Below are 22,240 nucleotides of genomic sequence, written 5' to 3' on the forward strand. Positions count from 1 at the left end.
GCCATTGCTGGCCTTAAACTGCCCGCGAGAACTGAACGACCGAAGGATCAGCGGATGGAACGCACTTCCGGATCCTCGGTACCGTCCGCGATCGTCGCCGCTTCCACCAGGAGGTTTGCCAGATCCAACGGGTAGACCGGCTCACCGGACTTGGCCAATTGGCGGATCTCGTCGGCGCTGCACCAGCGATGGCCGGTGATGGCACGCTGCTCCAATTCCGTGTGGCCTTGGAAGACCGGCTCGAAGCCGTGAGTGCGCGTAGCGAAGAACAGCTCTTCCGAACGGATCAGCTCACCGTCGAACGGGAAAATCGCCACACGACGCCAGAGTGGACCTCGCAGATTCTCCGGAGCCACGACGAATCCGGTCTCCTCCTCGATCTCACGAACGGCAGCCGCCCGCAGGTGTTCGCCCCGTTCGAGCCCGCCGCCGACGGTGAACCAGAAGTAAGTGTTCGGGATCTTGGGATCGTGGCCGCGCAACAGCAGCACCCGATCGTCCTCGTCCAGCATCACCACGCGGGCAGAGGTCCGTGACGTATCCACGGTGATGCCCTCGGGCACCGCCGCCGCGGTGGTGCGCTCGGAGATCTCGAAATACTGAGGCAGCGGTGCCGTTCCACCGAGGTGCAGCCAGCGAACAAGTCGACGCGTACGCAACGCGAGAGTGTCTCGCACCGCGTCGTTGTGGAACCGCCGGGCGATCAGCACGCGCGCTTCGGCATCGGCCAACTCGGCCACCAGTTGAGGGCGCAGCGACGTCGTGCCGTAGGCAGCGAGAGCATTGGACAGCCGGTTCTCGGCAAGCTCGCGATCCTGACGATCCGCACGTTCGGCAGCGTCCGCCAAGGTGACGAATCTGCGCGCGTCGTCGGCGTTCATGTCCACCGCCGCCGCGCGGACAACCGCGGCACGACGGGACAGAGCCGCATCGAGCGCCAACCACGACTGATCCGAACGCACATGCAGTCGATCGAGTCGGTTCGCCGTCCCGTACGCCCACAGTCCGACGACCAGGACGACGGCAGCGACGAGCCCGAGAATGAAGATTGTCAGAGCGGAGAAGGTCATGAACCCACCACGCGTACGCCGGTGCCGCCAACCGTGACGGTCTCGTAGACACGCAGGATCTGTTCGGCCACCACCGGCCAGTCGTATTCGGCAACAACACTTGTCGCGGTGTTGACCAGCGCGCGTCGTCGATCCGGGTCACCGAGAACGGAATCGATTGCCTCGGCCAAGGCATCGGAGTTCCCGATGGGGACCAGCAAGCCGGCCTGACCGTCGCGAAGAACACGGCGAAAAGCGTCCAACTCACTGGCCACGACGGCAGTGCCAGCCGCCATGGCCTCGACCAGCACGATCCCGAAGCTCTCACCGCCGAGATTGGGCGCGCAGTAGACGTCCGCACTGCGAAGCGCCGACGCTTTCTCCTCGTCACTGACCTGCCCGAGCAGGCGGAGATGCTTGAAGTACTTACCCGCCTCTTTGCGGAGTTTCTCCTCGTCGCCGCGTCCGACCACGATCACTTCGAGATCCGGGTGACGCTCGACCAACTCCGGCAGCGCACCGAGGAGGACGGCCATCCCCTTGCGCGGTTCGTCGTAGCGACCGAGGAACAGAATGGTTCCACCTTCGCGCGGGTAGCCGGGCAACAGATCGGCCTCGGCAAACGCTGCGACATCGACGCCGTTGGGGATCTCGACCGCGTCGGATCCGAGAGACTCGACCTGCCAACGACGCGCCAACTCCGAGACTGCGATCCGGCCGCTGATCTTCTCGAGATACGGAGCCAAGACACCCTGAAACGTGCTCAGCACCAACGACTTCGTGGTCGACGTGTGGAAGGTGGCGACGATCGGGCCTTCCGCGATGCGCAACGCGAGCATGGACAGACTCGGCGCATTGGGTTCGTGGATATGTAGAACGTCGAAGTCACCTTCCGCGATGAACTTGCGGAGGCGGTTGTTCGCCGTCGGGCCGAAAGACAACCGCGCAACAGAACCGTTGTAGGGAATCGCGACGGCTTTACCTGCGGAAACCACAAAATCCGGCAACTCGTCGTCATCGGACGACGGCGCAAGCACACTCACTTTGTGACCACGTTCGATCAGCACCTCGGCCAGATCCACCACGTGCGCCTGGACGCCGCCGGGGACGTCGAAGGAGTACGGGCAGATCATGCCGATTTTCATTCACCCTCCATGCGGGCGAGCCGCGATTCGGAAAGGTCCGAGCGCCACAGCGGTTGAAGCATGTGCCAGTCAGCGGGGTGCGCTGCGATGTTGACCGCGAAACGGTCGGCAAGTGCTTGCGTGGCCGGGCCGACTCCGCCGGATACGTCGATCGGTGGGTCGATCTTGAAACCCCATCCGTCGGGTGTGAACCAGCAGTGGACCGGAAGTAGCGGCGCGCCGGTGTCGATCGCGAGCTTCGCCGGGCCCGCGGGCATCCGAGTAGGTTCGCCGAAGAAGGTGACGGGCACACCCTTCTTCGCCAGATCGCGCTCCCCCAACAGGCACACGATCTTGTTCTCACGCAGATGCTTGGAGAGTTCGACGAACGGTGGATGCTCCCCGCCGCTGAGCGGGAAGATCTCGAAGCCGAGACTCTCGCGATAGTCGACGAACCGTTCGTACAGGGATTCGGGCTTGAGCCGCTCGGCAACGGAGGTCAACCCGCCCCACTGCTGAACGCACCACACGCCGGCCATGTCCCAATTACCGCTGTGAGGCAGCGCCAATACCGCGCCATGACCTGCCGCCATTGCCTTTTCCAGATGCTCCTGGCCCTCGACCAGCGCATGCAGCGCCTTACCTGTCGCGACCAGGTCCATCGAAGGAAGACGAAACGCCTCACGCCAATACCGGGCGTACGAGCGCATCGAATCCTTGATCAACTGATCCGGAACTTGCTCCGGCGTCGTGCCCAGAACTCTCGCGAGGTTCTTCCTGAGTTGTTCGGGTCCGCCCTTGCGTACCGCGAAATCCGCTCCGGCGTCGAACAGCTTGACCGCCACCGATTCCGGCAGGCTTCGCACCAGACGCCAACCCGCGGCGTATCCCAGATCTGTTGCACGCTCGGCAAAGCTCATTTCTCTGCCTCGCCGTCCGTGTCCGGCGCACCTTCGACCGTCGATGCGGCCGGGGCGATCGGCAGAAGTTCCCGAGCGCCAGGGGAATTGCGCACCGCGAGCACTCGCTGGAAGACCGTCACGATGCTTCCGGCGGCAAGTACCCACATCGCGATGTGGATTGCCCACGGAAGACCCATACCCGTCAGGCCGGATCCGACCAACACGATGATCAATCGGTCCGGGCGCTCGATCCACCCGCCGTCCGCAGTCAGCCCGCTCGCCTCCGCGCGCGCCTTCGCGTACGAGATGACCTGCGAGGTGACGAGGCAGATGAGCGTCGCGACGAGCAGCCACTTGCTGTTCTCGTGGTAGACCGCCCACCAGGCCAGGCCGGCAAAAATCGCGCCGTCGGCGACGCGGTCGCAGGTCGCGTCCAGTACCGCCCCGTACCGCGTTCCGCCGCCGCGAGCACGAGCCATTGCGCCGTCGAGCATGTCGAACATGACGAAGAACCAGATGAACATGGTTCCCCAGAACAGATGTCCGGACGGAAACAGCGTCACCGCACCGGCGACGCTTGCCACCGTGCCGATCACCGTCACCGAGTCCGGCGTCAGACCGGTCTTGACCAGCGCCTTCCCCATAGGTGCCGTCACCTTGGACACCGATGCGCGCCCGAAGAAGCTCAACACCGCAGGAACCCTCCCCGTCGTGAGTTCCGGTTCGGAACTCGTTGCAGCAATGCATCCTGCCATGAAGCCGGATGCGTCAACCTATTGTTGCCAGGCACCGGCGAGTAGTCCCCTGGTCTCCCGCAGCAATTGCGGCATCACCTTGACCCCACCGAGCACGGTGATGAAGTTGGCGTCGCCGCCCCAACGTGGCACTACGTGTTGGTGAAGGTGCTCGGACAGCGAACCGCCCGCAGCGGCACCGAGATTCAGGCCGACGTTGAATCCGTGAGGATTCGACACGCTCTTGATCACCCGCAACGCCTGCTGGGTGAACGCCATCAACTCGGCGCTCTCCTCCGGCGTCAGGTCTTCGAGTGCCGCGACCTTGCGGTACGGAACCACCATCAGGTGCCCCGGGTTGTACGGATACAGGTTCAGAACCGCATAGACATGCTCACCGCGGGCAACGATCAGTCCTTCTTCGTCCGACATCTTCGGAATGTCGATGAACGGTTCACCTGTCGTGCCCGGGGTGTTGGGCGCCTCGGTGATGTACGACATCCGATGCGGCGACCAAATGCGCTGCAAATGGTCAGGGTCACCGACGCCGTGGTCGATCAGCGAACCCGGACCGTCGTCACCGGGGGCGCTCACTGCGCCACGCTTGGCTGCACCAGTTCGGCTGTCGGCGAGGCGTTCTCGCGGCGGCCGATCCACTCGGTGATGATCCGGACGGCGTCGTCGACGGGAATGCCGTTAATCTGGGTGCCGTCGCGGAAACGGAAGCTGACCGCGCCGGCCTCCACGTCACGCTCGCCCGCGAGGAGCATGAACGGGACCTTTTGCGTGGTGTGGTTACGGATCTTCTTCTGCATACGGTCGTCACTGAAGTCGACCTCGGCGCGAACACCGGCTGCCTTGAGCTTCTTCGTGACGTCGAACAGGTGATCGGCGAAGGCCTCGGCCACCGGGATTCCGACGACCTGCACCGGCGCCAGCCACGCCGGGAACGCGCCCGCGTAGTGCTCGGTCAGGACACCGAAGAACCGCTCGATCGAGCCGAACAGCGCGCGGTGGATCATGACCGGACGAGTCTTGACGCCGTCGTTGCCGGTGTATTCGAGCTCGAACCGCTCGGGCAGGTTGAAGTCGAGCTGGATGGTCGACATCTGCCAGGTGCGGCCGAGTGCGTCCTTGACCTGAACGGAGATCTTGGGACCGTAGAACGCGGCTCCGCCCGGATCCGGCACCAGAGTCAGGCCGGAAGCTTCGCCGACCTCGGCGAGGGTTGCAGTTGCCTCTTCCCAGACGTCGTCGCTACCGACGAATTTGTCCGGGTTCTTGGTGGACAGCTCGAGGTAGAAGTCGTCGAGGCCGTAGTCCTTGAGCAGGTTCAGCACGAACTGCAGCGTGGTGGTCAGCTCGTCGCGCATCTGCTCACGGGTGCAGTAGATGTGAGCGTCGTCCTGGGTCATGCCGCGCACGCGGGTCAGGCCGTGGATGACGCCGGACTTCTCGTAGCGGTAGACCGAGCCGAATTCGAAGAGCCGCAACGGCAATTCACGGTACGAGCGTCCGCGAGCACGGAAGATCAGGTTGTGCATCGGGCAGTTCATCGGCTTGAGGTAGTAGTCCTGGCCCGGCTTGCGCACGGTGCCGTCCTCGTTCAGTTCCTCGTCGACGTGCATCGCCGGGAACATGCCGTCGCGGTACCAGTCGAGGTGACCGGAAACCTCGTACAGATGCCCCTTGGTGATGTGCGGAGTGTTGACGAACTCGTAGCCCGCCTCGATGTGGCGGCTGCGCGAGTAGTTCTCCATCTCGGTGCGGATGATGCCGCCCTTGGGATGGAACACCGGCAGACCCGAACCGAGCTCGTCGGGGAAGCTGAAGAGGTCCAGTTCGGTACCGAGCTTGCGGTGATCACGACGCTCGGCCTCGGCGAGCAGTTCGAGGTATTCGTCCTGAGCCTCGGTGGACTCCCACGCGGTGCCGTAGACACGCTGAAGATCGGCGTTGTCCTGGTTGCCACGCCAGTAGGCGGCGGAGCTTCGGGTCAACTTGAAGGCCGGGATGTGCTTGGTGGTCGGAATGTGCGGGCCGCGGCACAGATCGGACCAGATCTTGTCGCCGGTACGAGGATCGAGATTGTCGTAGATGGTCAGCTCGTTGCCGCCCACCTCCATGATCTCGGGATCGTCGATACCGGACTTGTCGTCGATCAATTCGAGCTTGAAGGGCTCGTCGGCCAACTCGACCCGAGCGTCCTCGATCGAATCGACGACTCGACGCGAAAAGCGCTGTGATCCCTTGATGATCTGCTTCATACGCTTTTCGAGCTTGGCCAGATCTTCCGGAGTGAACGGGCGGTCCACCGCGAAGTCGTAGTAGAAGCCGTCCTTGATCGGCGGACCGATGCCGAGCTTCGCGTCGGGGAATTCTTTCTGAACCGCCTGCGCGAGGACGTGGGCCGCGGAGTGCCGGATGACGCTGCGGCCGTCCTCGGTGGATGCTGCCACCGGCTCGACGTCGACATCGACCTCAGGTGTCCACGACAGATCCTTGAGCGTTCCCTCGCCATCGCGGACAACGACGATCACGTCGGGCCCCTTCGTGGGGTATCCGGCTTCGCGCACTGCAGTCCCGGCGGTCGTCCCCGCGGGCACCCGAAGTGGGGCGGCTGAGTGCTCTGGCGCGGGACTGGTCACGGCGATGTGCTCCTAAAGGTATTGCGACAAGTTAGACAGGCGTCGTACCCACTGCGAGCACGCGCACGATCATGTTATCGGCCCTACCGACATGGTGAGACAACCGAGTGAAGGAAACCGGGCCGCGTTCAACTCACAGCGGCGACTCGAGCCACGAGTAGTCCAGGCCCACCCATGTCCCGATCAGGCCGAAAGTGCCGAGCACCCACAAAGTCGCCAGGACGATCACTGTGGTGAACAGAACGCCCAACCCTTTGACGAACAGCGACTGCTTGCCGAACCATTCCATGAACCGGTCGTATCGAGCCTTCGCGAAATGAAGGAGTCGATGTGCCCACGCGAACTCCGACGCCAGGATGCCGAGGCCGGCGAAAACGATGAGCCAACCGGGCCCGGGGTACGGAATAGCCACGATGCCGGCGGCGAACACGATCGTGCCCACGACTCCGACGCCGATGCGGTACGCAAGATTGAGGGTGGGCCGCGCGGCGATTCCCGCGCGCCACCGCTCCCAGCGGGACTCTGCGTCCTGGAAGACGGACAGGTCTGAATCGTCGACGGAAGAATCGACCTTTTCGGTACTCAAAGCAGTCACCTTTTCGGTCGCGAAATGTCTCTTCGACCAGGCTACCGAAATCGTCGCCCGGCGACCTGCGACGACGGTCTGCATGCCGAAACGACCGTGCCCTCGAACAGCTGTGCTCTCAAACAGCTGTGCTCTCAAACGACTGAAGGCGTCCCCGATGATCGGGAACGCCTTCAGTGTTTTTCTGTGGTCCCGGCTGGGATCGAACCAGCGACCTTCCGCGTGTGAAGCGGACGCTCTCCCACTGAGCCACGGGACCGTAAGTCATACGAACGCATGCGCTCGAACGAGTTGGAACATTAACACGGCTGCGCGATGAATACGAATCACCAGGTTGGCATTCGTTTTGCTCCAGGCCGCCCCGAAATCTACGAATTCGAACTGATTTCAGACCGTATTCATCGCCCAGACGGACAGTTGCAACGCGCGCGACGGGCCGATTCGACTCCGAACACGCCACTGAGCTGGTGATTTGTGTGTATCCGACACGGTCGGCTAATGTTTCCAACGCACCGAGGAGAGCGAGCAGCTCCCCAAGCAACACGGTGCGATGCGGACGTGGCGCAGCTGGTAGCGCACAACCTTGCCAAGGTTGGGGTCGCGGGTTCGAATCCCGTCGTCCGCTCGAGAGGTGTGACTCAACCTTTTACGGTGGAGTGGCCGAGTGGTGAGGCAACGGCCTGCAAAGCCGTGCACACGGGTTCGATTCCCGTCTCCACCTCGCGCGATTAGCTCAGCGGGAGAGCGCTTCCCTGACACGGAAGAGGTCACTGGTTCAATCCCAGTATCGCGCACCACGTCAGACCCTAGGGCCTGATGGTCAAGACCTGCTTGCAGGTCTGATAAGTTAGAAAAGTACTGAGTTCCGGTAACGGAGTTCATTGCTCATGCGGACGTGGCGCAGCTGGTAGCGCACAACCTTGCCAAGGTTGGGGTCGCGGGTTCGAATCCCGTCGTCCGCTCCATTTTTCTCCAGAACCCGCGCGATTAGCTCAGCGGGAGAGCGCTTCCCTGACACGGAAGAGGTCACTGGTTCAATCCCAGTATCGCGCACCATTTGAGAATGCAAGAAGCCGGAACCTCAGGGTTCCGGCTTTTTGCGTTCGAGCGCCGAACACACGGGCCGCAGTACTGACGCGAGCCCCCTCGGGAATCCACGTCAGTACTGCGGTTGATGTAGCTGATCAGATTGTTGTAACTGCTCAGTGAGAGAAGCGGTTCGCTGCCGAAGTCATCGCGCGGAGCGAGGACTCCGTCGACGACTCCGCGATACCCATCGCCCAGCTCCGACGGCCGTCGCACTCGGTGAAGATGAACGTAGCCGTGCGGTGGCCGATGTGATGCTGATGGAAAGACAAGATCTCGAGCGAGATTCCCGCGTCGTGCAGCATCGACGTCATGGCCGAGATCGCGCCGGTCGAGGTGGCGGACGCTTTCTGGATACGCTCCCCCAGACCGAGAGTCGCTTCGAAGGTCCAACGACCCGGCGCAATCTTCTCGGAGGACCACGCACCCAGACGGATCGGGCCGCTCATAGCCGCATACGTGGACTCGAACTCGGTCCACGACATCGCTGAGCATTCGGCACGCAAGCCGGCGGGCAGAGATTTGCCGTGACGCGCCGCGAAGGGATCAGCAGCAGAAGAAGAATCAGAAGCGAAAGCGAAGTTGTAAGTCATGATCGTGGTCTTCCTGGAATGAAGTGGAGGACCAACTGGTAGCAAGACGACCCGCAGCGAGGGGTCGGTCCGATTCAGACCCCGCTACGGCGGCTTACTACGAGAATTCGCTTCATGAGAGACGAGGCTAGGCGGCCCGGTTCGAGAATGCAACCCAGACCGCCTCCGCACAGGTCAGACCTGAGCCGCTTTGTGCTCGGCGATGAGGGCGCGATACCACTCGAACGAGGTCTTCGGAGTGCGCTTCTGGGTGTCGAAATCGACGTGCACCAGGCCGAATCGCTCTTTGTATCCCGCAGCCCATTCGAAGTTGTCGAGAAGTGACCACACAAAATAACCGCGGACGTCGACACCGTCGTCCATTGCCGATCGGAGGGCGCGAAGGTGCGCATCGTGGTAGTCGATTCGTGCTTCGTCGTCGACGACGCCTGCGGCATCCGGGGCGTCGTGGAATGAACATCCGCTTTCGGTGATGTAGATCGGCGGCAGTGCGTCACCGAAGCGGGCGTGGAACGTCCGCAAGATCTCGCCCAGCCCCTCGGGAACGATCGGCCAACCGAAATCGGTTGTGGGATAACCGGTAATCGCGACAGGGGCAAAGGGCAGGCCCGGGGGCAGGTCGACTTCGAGCACACCTTCGGTCCCCTGGCCTTCCACCGGAGCAGCAATCATCGTCGGCTCGTAGTAGTTGATCCCGTACCAGTCGAGCGGCGCCCCGATGATTTTCAAGTCCTCGTCGACAGGACCGCTGAGCAGCTGAGCGAATTCGTCGGCCGGGTACTTCCCGACCAGAACCGGGTCGGCGAACATCCAATTGACGACGTGGTCGTAGATGTCGGCAGCCATCACGTCTTCCGGCGAATCCGAAGCGGCACGCACCGGAGCATGGTTCGAGGCGATTCCGATGTTCGTGCATCCGGTTGCCCGAAGCGCTTCGACAGCGAGGCCATGCCCGAGCAGCTGGTGATGTGCGGCTTGGAAAGCCTCGAACCCCAAGGCCAGTCCGGGGGCGTGAACTCCGAGGGCATGCCCGTAAAGCGTGTGCACAACTGGTTCGTTGAGCGGCATCCACATTCCGACCCGATCCGACAGTCGCTCGCCGACGACCTGCGCATACTCCCCCAGCCGATACGAGGTGTCGCGGTTCATCCAGCCGCCCTGCTCCTGCAAGGCAATGGGCAGATCCCAGTGAAAGAGCGTGACGGCAGGAGTAATTCCCACCGAACACAGTCGGTCGATCAGGCGGTCGTAGAAGTCGAGCCCCTTCGCATTCACGGCCCCCGATCCGGTGGGCAGAATGCGCGACCACGACAGAGACAGCCGATAAGCGTCGAGCCCGAGCTGATTCATCAGCTCGATGTCCGACTCCCAGCGGTGATAATGATCGGCAGCGACCGTCCCGGTGTCGCCCCCGACGACAACACCGGGACGGTCACAGAACTCGTCCCAGATCGACGGTCCGCGACCGTCTTCGGCCACAGCTCCTTCGATTTGATAGGCCGCAGTGGCGGTTCCCCAGACGAAGGAAGTCGGAAATTCTGGTGTCGGCTGCCGAGTCATGTCGGTCAGTTAATCAAAGAACCGTGCAAAACACGCAGCTTTGTTGGACACTCGACCAGTATCAAGATCCAGTACCGTTCGGCCTAACCGAACGAACGAGACAAAGGCCCTGCTTGATGACGGATAACACCCGCACCCTGACGAGGGCTCGGATCGCCACTTCGGTGGCCTTCGGACTTCAAGGATTTCTGCTCGCCGCCATTCTGACGCAGCTGCCGCAGTACAAGGACTTGTTCGAGCTGAGCGAGACACTGGTTGTGGTTGCGGTTGTCACCGTGTCCGTCATCGCCGGGCTCGGCAGCGTGCTCGCCGAGATGCTGGCCGTGAGAACGTCGAGCAAGATGACCCTGCGAACTGGGCTCGCCGTCATCGCAGTCTTCGGCGGGGCAACCGGAATTGCGCCCAACGCAGCGATGTTCTTCGTCTTCCTGGCGATCTACGGCATCGGACTCGGCATGGTCGACGCGGCCGCCAACATGCAGGCAGTCTCGATCCAACACGCCAAGGGCCGCTTCATCCTCTCCTCGTTCCATGCTTCCTGGAGCGTCGGAGCGATTGTCGGCGCCCTGTTCATCTCTGCTACCGCAGGCCTCGACATTTCGATCCGCGTCACGCAGGTGATCGCGGGAGTTGTTGTCGGACTGATGCTTCTGGCCTTCGGCCCGCAACTGCTCGATCGGTCCGAGTCTCCGGTTGCCGAGGCAAACATCACGAGCACCGCGAAATTCGCGGTACCCACCCGCGCCTTCGTCCTCCTCGGCGTCGCGATGGCATTGTTCTACGCGGTCGACTTCAGCGTCGGAAACTGGTCGACTCTGTACGTCAAAGACGAACTGCTCGCCGACGCCGGGACCGCTGCCCTTTCCGTGGCGGCGTATCAGATCGCGGCACTTGTCGCACGACTGACCGGGGACTACTGGGTCGGGAAATTCGGTGAGACCACCGTCGTGCGGATCGGCTCTCTCATCGGCGTAGTCGGTATGACAGTTGTCGTCCTCGCGCAATCTCCCGCCGTTGCCATCGCCGGGTTCCTCATCGTCGGGCTCGGGGTACCGGTGATCGCTCCGATCTGCTTCAGCGCTGCCGGCAGGATGGCTCCCCCGGATCAGGTCGATGCGGTGATCGCACGCATCAACCTCTTCAACTACGTCGGCACAGTCGTCGGCGGCGGCATCGTCGGCGCGGTCGCTGCCTTCAGTGACCTTCGAATCGGGTTCCTGATTCCGCTGGCGTTCTGCGCGATCTTGATAGTTCTTGCTCCCGCGTTCGCACCGAAACGAGCCACAACTCCGGTGGCCGAGAACGCCGCTTGAGCATTGCGCCCGAGGAAAGTGGTGTACTTGATCGACCGAATTGTGTGCACGAGAGGCAGAAACTGACGTGACGATCACCGTTGACCGGGCCGGGATCTGGGATTCCGAAGCAATAGCCGACGTGGCAGCGGTGACATTTCCACTGGCGTGTCCGCCGGACGCATCCGACGACGACATCAGTGCCTTCATCGACAACGTTCTCTCCGTCGACAAGTTCTCCGAGTACCTGACCGATCCGACACGAACCGTTCTCAAGGTCATTCGCGACGGTTCGATCGTCGGCTACGCGATGCTTGTCGACGACGAGCCCTCCGACCCGGACGTCAAAGCTGCTGTGACACTTCGCCCGACAACGGAACTGAGCAAGTTGTACGTGCTTCCGGGTAACCACGGAACCGGCGCGGCAGCATCCTTGATGGACGCGGTTGTCGACCACGCACGACGCAGCGGAAGTGCCGGGATCTGGCTGGGCGTCAATCAGGAGAACCTGCGCGCCCAGAAGTTCTACGCAAAGCACGGTTTCACACAGGTCGGCACGAAGACTTTCCTCGTGGGCGCACAACTCCACCACGATTTCGTGATGGAGCGCCCCGTCAGCTGACAGGCGTGCAGACTAGCCGGCCGCGACCTCGAAACGAGAAAGTGCGAGCAGGCGCGAGGTCGCGCGCAAGTACTTCTTCTTGTACCCACCGGCGAGCATCTCGGGGGTGAAGATCTCGTCGAGGCGTGCGCCGGAAACGGTGACCGGGATGCTCGCGTCGTACAGGCGGTCGGCGAGAACCACGATGCGCAGTGCAACGGACTGATCCGTTGCCGGGTGGACACCGTCGATGAACACGGCCTTCACACCCTCGACCAGCTTGTTGTACCGCGACGGGTGCAGGGTGCTGAGGTGCTTGCACAGCTCGTCGAAGTTGTCGAGCGTGGCGCCGTCGATGGCGTCGGCCCGAGAGACCAACTCCTCCGAGGAGATGGGCTCGGGTGCGGGCGGGAGATCGCGGTGACGGTAGTCGGGGCCGTCGACGCGAATCGTCTCGAAGATCGAGCCGAGCTTCTTGATCTCGCGCAGGAAGTCCTGGGCGGCGAAGCGACCCTCCCCGAGCTGGCCGGGAAGCGTGTTCGACGTCGCGACGATGGACACGCCTCGCGCGGAAAGCTCCGAAAGGAGGCGGGATACGAGCATGGTGTCGCCCGGATCGTCGAGCTCGAACTCGTCGATGCAGAGAACGCTGTGGTCGGCGAGCGCTTCGACCGCCTTGTTGAAGCCGAGAGCGCCGACGACGTGCGTCAGCTCGACGAAGGTTCCGAAAGCCTTCGGCGACGGAACGCTGTGGAAGATCGACGCCAGCAAGTGAGTCTTACCGACACCGAACCCGCCGTCGAGGTACAGGCCGGCGCCGGTCGCCTGAGTCTTCTTGCCGAACAGTCCGCGGCGTCCACCACTACGGATCTTGGTGACGCGCTTGGAGAATTCCTCGGCCTTGGCGACAGCAGCTGCCTGGCTCGGTTCCTTCGGATCAGGAATGTAGGACGCAAAACTCACCTCGTCGAACATTGCGGGAGGCACCATTTGAGCTACCAGTTGATCGGCGGGTACCACCGGGCTGCGATCGACAAGACGTTCATGCATCCGTCAAGGGTATCTACGTGATGTGATCTCTCATGTGCACCGTATGGATATTGCGACCTACTTCACACCAGGCCACGACGACGAACTCCGCGGCTTGTACGCCTATCCGGAGAACCTCTCGCAACCCTGGATGCGCGTGAACTTCGTTTCCAGCATCGACGGGTGCGTCGCCGTCGACGGAGTGAGCGGTGGACTGGGCACACCGGCAGACAAGTCGGTATTCGGGATCTTGCGCGAACTTTGTGACGTCGTCGTGGTCGGCGCAGGCACAGCGCGAGCCGAGAACTACGGGGGTGTGCAGGTCTCGGACGAAGCCCGGGCGCGACGAAAGGCGAGCGGCCTCGCTCCGGTCCCACCGATCCTCGTCGTCTCGGCGCACGCGTCGATCGACCCCGAAAGCCGACTCCTTCGCGATACCGAAGTTCCACCGATCCTTGTTGTCGGTCGCGACGCGGACTCCGCGGCAATTTCGGCGCTGAGATCTGCCGGAGCGCAGGTGGAGGTGACGGACTCACCGAACGTCACCAGCGGCGACATCGACAGGGCCTTGTCGGCTCGCAAGCTCCGTCGCGTGCTGTGCGAGGGCGGACCGTCACTTTTCGGGCAGTTGATCGAGGACAATGCCGTCGACGAACTCTGCATCACCACGTCACCTGAACTGGTGGGGAGCAAAGTCGGCCGAATCTCACTCTCCCCCAACGCAATGCCCACAGCCATGCGTCCCGCGCACATTCTCGGTGATACGGACGGCACGATCCTCACTCGATGGGTTCGTCAGCAGCCACGTCGGTGAACCTGGCACTCTGGTCGGCATGCGCAGAGTTGCTTTGATGGCCGTCGTCCTCGCGACGTGTTGTGCGTGCGGCGCCGGTCCGTCGCTTCGGCCCGCCGTCGCGGTCGAAGGCCGCACCGACGGCAGCCCTGCCCAGAGCGAGGGACCGTCGCCCGATGCGCCGCCGGTTGACCCTGGCGTCCCGACCGATGACATACCGTGGCGAGACTGCACCGGCACGTCACTCGCCGACCAGGCTCTCGCGGCGTCGAGCGCCGGCGTCATTCTCGAATGCGCGGAATTCAATGCCCCCATCGACGTGACCGGCGCCATCGACGGCAACTTCACTGCCGGCTTGACCCGCGCTCGGACCTCGTCGACGCCTGCCGACGCGTATCCGATCGTGTTCACATCGGGCACCGATCGTTCGTCGGGAAACTCTCTGGCCATGCTCGCCGCATCCGGCTTGAACACGGTTCTCGCCGAACATCCCGTGGTTGCCCTCGATCGACGCGGAATCGACAGGTCCACCGCAATCGACTGCATGACGCCGGAAATTCGGCGCGGCCTTCACGATCTGGGCCAGTTCGACGCGGATTCCACCGGTGACGCCGCCGATGCGGTCGCGGCCCTCGGTCACGACGCCACCATTGCCTGCACGGACTACCTCGACCCTCAAGAACTGAAGTTCGGCGCCGACTCCGCAGCCGAGGACATCGACGCTCTACGTACGCGGTGGGGCGTCGAGACCATCGCTCTGTGGTCGGCAGGGTCCGGCTCGGACATCGCGCTGAGCTATGCGGCGGCCCACCCGAACAACCTCGCGAGGTTGATCCTCGATTCTCCCGCTCCGGTGGCCACCGACGCTGCCACCGAGGCAGAGAGTCGCGTGCAGGGCGAGGAAGCCGCGTTGACCGCGTTCGCTCAGCGATGTGTGGCGCTGGGGTGCTCGCTCGGACCTGATCCGAAGAAATCGGTCACGGACTTGATGGAGCGCGCTCGAGCCGATGAATTCCAGCCGCTGTCCGCCGCTGCGGTGTCGAACGCGATTTCGGCCAGCCTGTGGACTGCCGGAACCAACCGTGAGCAGGAGACCCGCTCACTGTCCGACGCTCTGTCCGCGCTCGGTACCGGCAACGCTTCGCCGATTCGAGAGCGCGCCGCCCGGGCGGAGAACGAGGTGGACGGCGACGGCCAGTTCATCGGACGGTGCACCGACGGCATGCAATGGCCGGGCATCGGGCGTGCGCGCGAGCTTGCGGACACCTGGGGCACCAACTATCCGGTGTTCGGGCGAGAAGCCGCGCTCGGGTTGCTGGCGTGCGCCAGCTGGCCGTCGACCGCCAACTCCCCCCTGCCGAATCAGTTGAAGCCCCCAGTCCTCGTGCTGAGCGGTCAGGGTGACCCGGCCGTCGGGAACTCCGGACTCTCGACCGTCACCGGCGTCGTGACCAATGCAGGATCGCGCTTCGCAACTCTGGACTGGCAAGGTGCGGGTCACCCCGCGGCACAATCCACCTGCGCTCAACAGGCGATGCGCCTCTACCTCAGCGACGCCTCCCTGCCCAGTAACGGAAGCGTGTGCCCGGCCTGACTCGGGCGCTCGTCCACCACGACCGAAAAGGGGTGCATCCCCCGATCACACCCTGCTCCGGTGTACCGTGCCGAAGTGTTCCTTCGACAGCTCGAGCCGCGCACCGGGCGGACAACCCAACAAGTCGTCAACTTCGTTTTGTGGCCGATCGCCGTGATGACAGTGCTCAATCGTGTCATCGTCACAGCAGTCAACGGCGCCATCACCGATGACTTCCGACCGGTCTACAACGCCGCGCTGGCGTTCTGGAACGGGCGCGACGTCTACACCGCAGATTTCAACTCCGTAGACCCCCATTACCTGTACCCACCATCGGGTTCCTTGTTGATGGCACCCCTGGCGATCCTCGATCCCGAGCGCTCACGGTGGCTGTTCATCGGTGTCAATGCCGTCGCCATTCTCGTGGCTCTCTACCTGCTGTTGCGCTTGTTCGACCTGACGATCAGTTCCATCGCGGCGCCGATTCTGGTGCTCGGCGCGTTCATGTCGGAGACGGTCACCAACACATTGGTGTTCACCAACATCAACGGCCTCGTCCTGCTCGGCGAAGTTGCCTTCCTCCTGTTGCTGATGCGCAAGAAGGATCTGTGGGCCGGCGCCGCGATCGGTCTCACCATCGCGGTGAAACCCACGCTCGCGCCGCTGCTCCTGCTGCCACTCGTTCGCGGTCAGTGGAAGGTGTTCGTCACCGCCCTGGGCATCCCGTTCATTCTCACGGTCGTGGCATGGCCGCTGGCGTCGGATCCGATGGACTTCGTCCGCCGCACCGTCCCGTACCTGCTCGAATCTCGTGACTACTTCAACAGTTCGATTGTCGGAAACGGCGCTTACTTCGGTCTGCCCGAATGGTTGATCCTGCTCTTGCGCGTCGTGTTGGCCGCCATGGTCGTCGTCTCTCTGTGGCTCCTGTACCACTACTACCGCAACGACGAACTGTTCTTCCTCACCACCGCGACCGGTGTGATCATGACCGCGTCGTTCCTGCTGCCCTCGCTCGGCCAGATGTACTACTCGATGATGCTGCTCCCGCTCCTGATGTCCGTGGTACTCAAGAACTCGGTCATGCGGAACTGGCCCGCGTGGCTTGCGGTCTACGGCTTCATGACGTTCGACAGCTGGTGGTCGAACCGCTGGCCGACCTTCGGCCGGGCGGCCGAATACACCAAGAGCACCCTCGGCTGGAGCCTTCTGCTGATCGTGATCTTCTGTGTCCTCGGATACCGGTATCTGGTCGCGCGTCGAGAGGGCCGCTTGGATCGGGGAATCGATCCCGCCTACCTCCTCGATCCCCCAATCGATACCGTCTCACCTGCCGACGAAGCCGAAACGGCGACAAAGCATTAGCGTGGAGGCATGAGTTCTTCACACGATGGCATCGACAGCACACCTGAGGTCACGTACACCGAGAGCGAGTGGCGCGAAAAACTGACGCCGGAGGAGTTCGCCGTCCTGCGCCAAGCCGGCACCGAACGCCCCTTCGTCGGCGAGTACACCGACACCACCACGGAAGGTGTCTACTCCTGCCGGGCCTGCGGAGCCGAACTGTTCCGCAGCACCGAGAAGTTCGAATCGCACTGCGGGTGGCCGTCCTTCTTCGATCCGGCGGATTCGGATGCCGTGATCCTGAAAGAAGACAGCTCACTCGGAATGCGCCGGGTCGAGGTCATCTGCAAGAAATGCCATAGCCACCTCGGTCACGTCTTCGAGGGCGAGGGATACCCGACGCCGACCGATCAGCGGTACTGCATCAACTCGATCTCGCTGGTTCTCAAGCCCGCTCAGTAGCCAGGTCGTGGGCTACCCCGTGTCACTGGTAGCCCACGATTCGAGACTTTCCACTCAGAAGTCCCAGTTCAGCGCAGTCGGGCTCAGACCGGCCGCATTCAGGTCCTCGTTGCGAGCGACAAGGCCGTCTTTGACGGAACCGATCCCGCCACCGATCGCGCCGGAAGTGATGTCCGTCAACGAGGCGTCGCCGCCCGTGACTTCCTTCGTCACGATCGCAGCGGACGCTCCCGACACCGCGTCGTCGAAGGCGCCCCGCGCGATCTCCTGCACTCGCGAACCGGTCGGGAGCGGGTTCGGGTCAGGGCCGACACGATCCGGCGTCGTCTTCAACCCTCCGTTCGCAAGTCCCTTGATGAAACCGTCGCGCCCCTCGGTCACGACCTTGCCACCGTCGATCGACTGGCGATGATCCATCGTCATCTGCCCGAGTTGAATGGCGAGGCCGGAGAAGACGGCAGCGGCAGCTTCCACTGCCGCAGCCTCGATCACTCGTATCAACAATTGCTGCAACAACATTCGGACCGTGAGTGTTGTTGCGACCTCAGCCGCCACGACCCCGGCGGTACTGACACCAAGTGTCGGGACAGCAGCCGCCATCATGGCGGCAATCTCGAGCGCCAGTGCGCCCAGCGCCGCGAGGATCGACAGTTTGGTGTACTCGATGTCCGTGCCGGTATCGGTGCATGACTGACCCAGTTCGGCCGCGGCAGAGGACAACCGCTCGAAGACCTCCGCAACTCCCCCGGCCTCGGACCAATACCGAGACAACGAGTCGCCGGCTCGACCGTCGATCGATGCCAGTACTGCCTGCAATCCGTAACCACCGGCAGCGGCCGAAGCCTCGATCCGATCGGCCGCACCTGACCAGGCATCACCCAACCTCCACAGTGCCGTTTCGTCTCCTTGCGGCCAGTCACTGCCCACCGCGACCGACGCAACCGCCTGTAACCAGCCGGGAATCTCGAGTCCCATCAGAGCCCACCCGCCATGTCGTCGGCAAGCGAGGTGTCGATCGATTCGAAACGATCGGTGATCTCGATCAGCGTGGCGGTCAATTCGCGGAGCGCGCCCGCGACCAGTGTCATCCCACCGACTGCTGACTCCGCACCGGGAACATATGCGCCTGAGAATGCGGATCCGAACTGGTCAGTGCCCCAGCAACCCTCTTCGGCGGCGACCACTGCGTCGAGAGCGCTCCGCGCCTCGTCGAGATCGGCACCGACCACCGCGAAGGCTGGTGCAGCACTTTTCATCGCGGCCACATTCACGCCCAGTTCAGACATTGCCGGAGCTCCTCAGAACGGTGCGGTCCCAGTTCTCGTCGCAGGAAGCCGGTGTGGAGCTCGGACGAGGTTCGAGAATCTCGCGCAATCCGAGCACGCCCGGAACCAGATCCGGCAAGTCGATTCCGGCCGCCTCCGTGAGCGGCTTCGTCATCTCGGCAACCTGTCGGCGTATGTCTTCTGCCGCAGACGCGGCCGTAGCCAGGATCAGATTCCCCAACGCTGCCGGCGAATGCTTGGCGTAAGAACTCCCCGAGAGATCGACTCCCACCACCGCCCCCGAGGCGTCGACGACGATTTCCACGCTGCCGTCACTCGAACGCGCGCTCGCCGTCGCTCGAGCGATCCTCTCCTGCAAGTCCGCCAGCGATCGAGTCCGCTCCAACAGAACGTGCTGCATCGAATCGATCTGAGCCCGAAGTACTTCGACTTGCCCCCGCATCGAACCAACATCCGCTGCACTCACGATGGCCCCCACCTTCGATAGATCGTGACACCTGATTCAGGCGCTCACGAGGTTCGACGCGAGAGGTGGCCGATCGGTTCCGTCAGCGTGAACGAAGCACGGGCGGATCGAATGCCTTGACCGGCGGCAGGGCCCCGTCGAATTTCTCGATCTGCACCAGAACGTGCTGGCCGGTGCACCCGTGCGAGAGTGACGACGTGCCGACGTCCGGTGTCAGAACGTTGGGATTGCCGTGCACACACAGAGAGTCGGGATCGGCAGGATCGAGCGGGTCGTACCAGGCACCGGTGGAAAGTTGGACGACGTCGCTCCGCAAGTCCGAGTCGACGATCACACCAGCAAGGCACGCTCCGCGATCGTTGAACACCCGCACCACGTCTCCTGCCGAGACGCCGCGCGCGGCCGCTGCATCGGGGTGCATACGAATCGGCTCGCGTCCCTGAATCTTCGACGCCTGGCTCGCAGCGCCGTGATCGAGTTGGCTGTGCAGACGCGTCTTGGGCTGATTGGCGATCAAGTGAAGCGGGAATTGCGAGGCTCGCGGTCCACCCAGCCACTCGTCGGGCTCGTACCAGCGCGGATGGCCGGCGCAGTCGTCGTAGCCGAAGGACTCGATGGTCTCGGAGAAGATCTCGATCTTCCCACTCGGAGTCGAGAGCGGATATTTCTCGGGATTCTCACGGAAGTCACCGAAGAGCACGAGGTTGTCTTCGGTTCGCATCCGGTAGTGCCCTTCTGCCCAGAAGTCCTCGAACGTCGGTGTGTTGCCGCCGTCTGCATCGACGAACGGCCGCCATTGACCGTAGAGATGCTCGATCCACTCCTGTGAGGATCGCCCCTCGGTGAACTGTTCCCCGAATCCGAGCGCAGAAGCCAGAGCGGCAAACGTGTCGTAGTCGTCACGCGAGTTCTCGAAAGGTGGAACGACCTGCTGCATCGCGACCAGAAGCGGGTCGTTTCGAGTGCAGCTCAGGTCATTTCGTTCGAGCGAGGTGGTCGACGGGACAACGATGTCGGCGTTGCGGGCCATCGGCGTCCAGTACGGATCGTGAACGACGATCGTGTCCGGACGCGCAAATGCCCGTCGCAGCCTCGGGAGATCCTGATGGTGGTGAAACGGATTGCCACCGGCCCAATAGACCAACCGGATGTCGGGATAGGTCAAGCGCCGGCCGTCGTAATCGAACTCCTCCCCGGGCGAAAGCAGCAGGTCGGAAATCGCGGCTACCGGAATGAAATCCGACACCGGATTCACACCTTGCGAGAAGGTCGGCAAGGGATACGGCACCGGAGCCAGACCCGGCTCGTTCATCGAACCGTAGCCGTGCCCGAAACCTCCACCCGGAAGCCCGAATTGGCCGAGCATCGCTGCGAGTGTCACGCCCATCCACGGTGCCTGTTCACCGTGTTTGATGCGTTGCAACGACCACGTGACGGTCACCAGCGTCCGGCCAGACGCCATTCTCCGAGCCAGGTCGGTGATGAACTCCGCCGACACACCGGAGATCTTCTGCGCCCAGCGCGGATCCTTCGGTACACCGTCGGAACGTCCGAGCAGGTAGTCCTCGAAGCGTTCGTAACCGACGCAGAAACGGCCCAGGAAATCGCGATCGTGCAGGTCCTCCGACGCCAGGACAAACGCCAGGGCAAGCATGATTGCAACGTCGGTTCCCGGAACGGGTGCGATCCACTCGCAGTCACCCTCGACGTCGTCACGCAACGGACTGAAGGAGACGATCTTTCCGCCGCGGGCACGAAACGCGTCGAGCGCCCCGCGCGTCGGATGATCGCTCGTACCACCGGCATTGACTCCGGTGTTCTTGATCGGCACTCCTCCGAACGAGACGAGGAGATCGGAGTGCTTCGCGATGACGTCCCACGACGTGGAGCGCGCGAACAACTTCGAGTGCGTTCCGACCACACGCGGCATGATGACGCCGGTGGCACCGAGCGAGTAGCTGTGAACTGACTTGGTGTATCCACCCAGCTGATTCAGAAATCGGTGAACTTGGCTCTGCGCGTGATGGAATCGGCCGGCGCTGGCCCAGCCGTACGAGCCGCCGAAGATCGCGTTGTTTCCGTGCGCGTCGACCACGCGACGCAGTTCACGCGAGAGGAGTTCGGTCAGTTCGTCCCAGGAGACCGAGACGAATTCGTCGGCTCCACGTCGGTCGCTGGGACCCGGCCCGTTCTCGAGCCAACCCCGACGCACCGCCGGGCCCGAAACACGAGCCCGACTGCGCACCGAACCGGCGAGGTTCCCGAGCATCGGCGAAGGATTCGCATCACCCTCGTACGGATGCACGGCGGTCACCTCGCCGGCGACCGATTCGGCGGTGAACATTCCCCAATGGCCCATGTGTTGACGACGCCGGTTCGGTGCAGTTGTCACAGAAACTACTTTCGAAGCAGATCAGGGAAGGGAAAGGACCAGCTTCTCGATGTCCACGCGCGGGCCGGTGAAGAACGGCACCTCTTCGCGAACGTGCAAGCGAGCTTCGGTGGCACGTAGATCGCGCATCAGATCGACGATACGAATGAGCTCGGGTGCTTCGAACGCGAGAATCCACTCGTAGTCCCCCAGGGCGAAGGCCGGGACCGTGTTGGCGCGAACGTCCTTGTACGAACGAGCAGCCATACCGTGATCGGCGAGCATCTTGCGACGCTCCTCGTCGGGGAGCAGGTACCACTCGTACGAGCGGACGAACGGGTAGACGCAGATGTAGTCGCCCGGATCCTCACCCGCGATGAACGAGGGCACGTGGCTCTTGTTGAACTCCGCGGGGCGGTGCACCGCCGAGTTGCTCCAGATGGGAGCACTGGCCTGTCCGAGGACGGTGGTGCGACGGAAATCCGCGTACGCGGCCTGCAGTTCCTCGATGGTGGCCGCGTGGGTCCAGATCATGAAGTCCGCGTCGGCGCGCAGGCCGGCGACGTCGTAGATCCCGCGAACCACGACGCCCTTGTCTTCGAGACCCTCGAAGAACAAGCGGGCGTCCTTGACCGCAGCTTCCCGATCATCGCCCAGCACACCGGGTTCCACCTGGAACACGGAGAACATGAGGTAACGGATTTCAGAGTTCAGTTTGTCGAAATCAAGGCGTGCCATGGG

Annotated in this window: 21 protein-coding genes and 6 tRNA genes; 11 read left to right on the plus strand and 16 right to left on the minus strand. The window is 63.0% G+C overall.

Translation table 11 applies throughout. The annotated features are described in order from the left end of the window. Positions 1–47 precede the first annotated feature (47 nt). The 8 genes from G4D79_RS20730 to G4D79_RS20765 all read right to left on the minus strand — a co-directional run bounded on the left by G4D79_RS20730 (position 48) and on the right by G4D79_RS20765 (position 7,302). Complete coding sequence (locus G4D79_RS20730; RefSeq protein ID WP_047269324.1) at positions 48–1,070, minus strand: NUDIX domain-containing protein; 1,023 nt, start codon at positions 1,068–1,070, stop codon at positions 48–50. Next, a complete protein-coding gene (locus G4D79_RS20735) occupies positions 1,067–2,194 on the minus strand; it encodes a glycosyltransferase family 4 protein (protein WP_003943332.1) in 1,128 nt (375 codons plus the stop codon). Before G4D79_RS20735 ends, G4D79_RS20730 begins: the two co-directional genes overlap by 4 nt. After that, entirely contained in the window at positions 2,191–3,093 is a 903-nt protein-coding gene (locus G4D79_RS20740; protein WP_030536867.1) for a phosphatidylinositol mannoside acyltransferase, read from the minus strand. The genes G4D79_RS20735 and G4D79_RS20740 overlap by 4 nt, the downstream gene beginning before the upstream one ends. After that, positions 3,090–3,767, minus strand: a complete 678-nt coding sequence (gene pgsA, locus G4D79_RS20745) for a phosphatidylinositol phosphate synthase (protein ID WP_007732918.1) — start codon at positions 3,765–3,767, stop codon at positions 3,090–3,092. The genes G4D79_RS20740 and pgsA overlap by 4 nt, the downstream gene beginning before the upstream one ends. A gap of 81 nt (positions 3,768–3,848) precedes the next feature. Continuing rightward, on the minus strand, positions 3,849–4,403 hold the full coding sequence (locus G4D79_RS20750) for an HIT domain-containing protein (protein WP_003943307.1): 555 nt from the start codon (positions 4,401–4,403) through the stop codon (positions 3,849–3,851). Then, on the minus strand, positions 4,400–6,457 hold the full coding sequence (gene thrS / locus G4D79_RS20755; protein WP_007732914.1) for a threonine--tRNA ligase: 2,058 nt from the start codon (positions 6,455–6,457) through the stop codon (positions 4,400–4,402). The genes G4D79_RS20750 and thrS overlap by 4 nt, the downstream gene beginning before the upstream one ends. A gap of 133 nt (positions 6,458–6,590) precedes the next feature. Continuing rightward, the gene (locus G4D79_RS20760; RefSeq protein WP_030536868.1) at positions 6,591–7,043 is read right to left on the minus strand and encodes a TIGR02611 family protein; all 453 of its coding nucleotides are present in this window, start codon (positions 7,041–7,043) and stop codon (positions 6,591–6,593) included. A gap of 187 nt (positions 7,044–7,230) precedes the next feature. Further along, positions 7,231–7,302: transfer RNA gene (locus G4D79_RS20765), tRNA-Val, on the minus strand. A 293-nt stretch (positions 7,303–7,595) separates the two neighbouring features. Between G4D79_RS20765 and G4D79_RS20770 the strand changes: the two genes are divergently transcribed. The 5 genes from G4D79_RS20770 (at position 7,596) to G4D79_RS20790 (ending at position 8,099) form a co-directional block, all read left to right on the plus strand. Further along, positions 7,596–7,668, plus strand: a tRNA-Gly gene (locus tag G4D79_RS20770). Positions 7,669–7,693: 25 nt separating this feature from the next. Continuing rightward, a tRNA-Cys gene (locus G4D79_RS20775) sits at positions 7,694–7,764 on the plus strand. Between the two features lies 1 nt (position 7,765). After that, positions 7,766–7,840: transfer RNA gene (locus G4D79_RS20780), tRNA-Val, on the plus strand. 92 nt (positions 7,841–7,932) lie between these two features. Continuing rightward, a tRNA-Gly gene (locus tag G4D79_RS20785) sits at positions 7,933–8,008 on the plus strand. 16 nt (positions 8,009–8,024) lie between these two features. Continuing rightward, positions 8,025–8,099, plus strand: a tRNA-Val gene (locus tag G4D79_RS20790). A 146-nt stretch (positions 8,100–8,245) separates the two neighbouring features. On the opposite strand, the gene G4D79_RS20795 is transcribed toward G4D79_RS20790, so the two are convergent. Continuing rightward, positions 8,246–8,722, minus strand: a complete 477-nt coding sequence (locus tag G4D79_RS20795) for an alpha-isopropylmalate synthase regulatory domain-containing protein (protein WP_054781939.1) — start codon at positions 8,720–8,722, stop codon at positions 8,246–8,248. Positions 8,723–8,896: 174 nt separating this feature from the next. Further along, complete coding sequence (locus G4D79_RS20800) at positions 8,897–10,282, minus strand: GH1 family beta-glucosidase (RefSeq protein WP_214514328.1); 1,386 nt, start codon at positions 10,280–10,282, stop codon at positions 8,897–8,899. A gap of 116 nt (positions 10,283–10,398) precedes the next feature. Here G4D79_RS20800 and G4D79_RS20805 point away from each other — a divergent pair, with 116 nt between their 5' ends. Together G4D79_RS20805 and G4D79_RS20810 are read left to right on the plus strand one after the other, a co-directional pair. Further along, positions 10,399–11,595 carry an MFS transporter gene (locus G4D79_RS20805; RefSeq protein WP_007732911.1) on the plus strand — a complete coding sequence of 399 codons (1,197 nt, stop codon included), beginning with the start codon at positions 10,399–10,401 and terminating at the stop codon, positions 11,593–11,595. A gap of 67 nt (positions 11,596–11,662) precedes the next feature. Then, the gene (locus G4D79_RS20810; RefSeq protein WP_007732909.1) at positions 11,663–12,196 is read left to right on the plus strand and encodes an N-acetyltransferase; all 534 of its coding nucleotides are present in this window, start codon (positions 11,663–11,665) and stop codon (positions 12,194–12,196) included. A 12-nt stretch (positions 12,197–12,208) separates the two neighbouring features. Here G4D79_RS20810 and zapE read toward each other — a convergent pair whose 3' ends face one another. After that, the gene (gene zapE / locus G4D79_RS20815; protein ID WP_003942629.1) at positions 12,209–13,225 is read right to left on the minus strand and encodes a cell division protein ZapE; all 1,017 of its coding nucleotides are present in this window, start codon (positions 13,223–13,225) and stop codon (positions 12,209–12,211) included. 43 nt (positions 13,226–13,268) lie between these two features. Here zapE and G4D79_RS20820 point away from each other — a divergent pair, with 43 nt between their 5' ends. The 4 genes from G4D79_RS20820 to msrB are packed head-to-tail and all read left to right on the plus strand — an operon-like array spanning position 13,269 to position 17,376. Then, positions 13,269–14,018 (plus strand): pyrimidine reductase family protein, encoded by a 750-nt coding sequence (locus G4D79_RS20820; RefSeq protein WP_214514329.1) that lies wholly within the window; start codon positions 13,269–13,271, stop codon positions 14,016–14,018. 19 nt (positions 14,019–14,037) lie between these two features. Beyond that, positions 14,038–15,591 carry an alpha/beta hydrolase gene (locus G4D79_RS20825; RefSeq protein ID WP_064444547.1) on the plus strand — a complete coding sequence of 518 codons (1,554 nt, stop codon included), beginning with the start codon at positions 14,038–14,040 and terminating at the stop codon, positions 15,589–15,591. Between the two features lie 60 nt (positions 15,592–15,651). Beyond that, positions 15,652–16,935 (plus strand): glycosyltransferase family 87 protein, encoded by a 1,284-nt coding sequence (locus G4D79_RS20830; protein WP_214514330.1) that lies wholly within the window; start codon positions 15,652–15,654, stop codon positions 16,933–16,935. Between the two features lie 9 nt (positions 16,936–16,944). Beyond that, complete coding sequence (msrB, locus tag G4D79_RS20835) at positions 16,945–17,376, plus strand: peptide-methionine (R)-S-oxide reductase MsrB (RefSeq protein ID WP_003942631.1); 432 nt, start codon at positions 16,945–16,947, stop codon at positions 17,374–17,376. Between the two features lie 54 nt (positions 17,377–17,430). On the opposite strand, the gene G4D79_RS20840 is transcribed toward msrB, so the two are convergent. The 5 genes from G4D79_RS20840 to hemQ form a co-directional block, all read right to left on the minus strand. After that, on the minus strand, positions 17,431–18,351 hold the full coding sequence (locus tag G4D79_RS20840) for a hypothetical protein (protein WP_214514331.1): 921 nt from the start codon (positions 18,349–18,351) through the stop codon (positions 17,431–17,433). After that, positions 18,351–18,662, minus strand: coding sequence for a hypothetical protein (locus G4D79_RS20845; RefSeq protein ID WP_065352426.1), 312 nt, complete (start codon positions 18,660–18,662; stop codon positions 18,351–18,353). Before G4D79_RS20845 ends, G4D79_RS20840 begins: the two co-directional genes overlap by 1 nt. Next, entirely contained in the window at positions 18,655–19,128 is a 474-nt protein-coding gene (locus tag G4D79_RS20850) for a YbaB/EbfC family nucleoid-associated protein (RefSeq protein WP_223304570.1), read from the minus strand. The genes G4D79_RS20845 and G4D79_RS20850 overlap by 8 nt, the downstream gene beginning before the upstream one ends. An 82-nt stretch (positions 19,129–19,210) precedes the next feature. Beyond that, positions 19,211–21,487 (minus strand): molybdopterin guanine dinucleotide-containing S/N-oxide reductase, encoded by a 2,277-nt coding sequence (locus G4D79_RS20855; protein ID WP_214514633.1) that lies wholly within the window; start codon positions 21,485–21,487, stop codon positions 19,211–19,213. Between the two features lie 54 nt (positions 21,488–21,541). After that, on the minus strand, positions 21,542–22,237 hold the full coding sequence (gene hemQ, locus G4D79_RS20860; RefSeq protein WP_003942644.1) for a hydrogen peroxide-dependent heme synthase: 696 nt from the start codon (positions 22,235–22,237) through the stop codon (positions 21,542–21,544). Between the last annotated feature and the right edge of the window lie 3 nt (positions 22,238–22,240).

The sequence above is a fragment of the Rhodococcus sp. WY5 genome (genome assembly GCF_018588185.1).
Taxonomy (GTDB): Bacteria; Actinomycetota; Actinomycetes; order Mycobacteriales; family Mycobacteriaceae; genus Rhodococcus_F; species Rhodococcus_F qingshengii.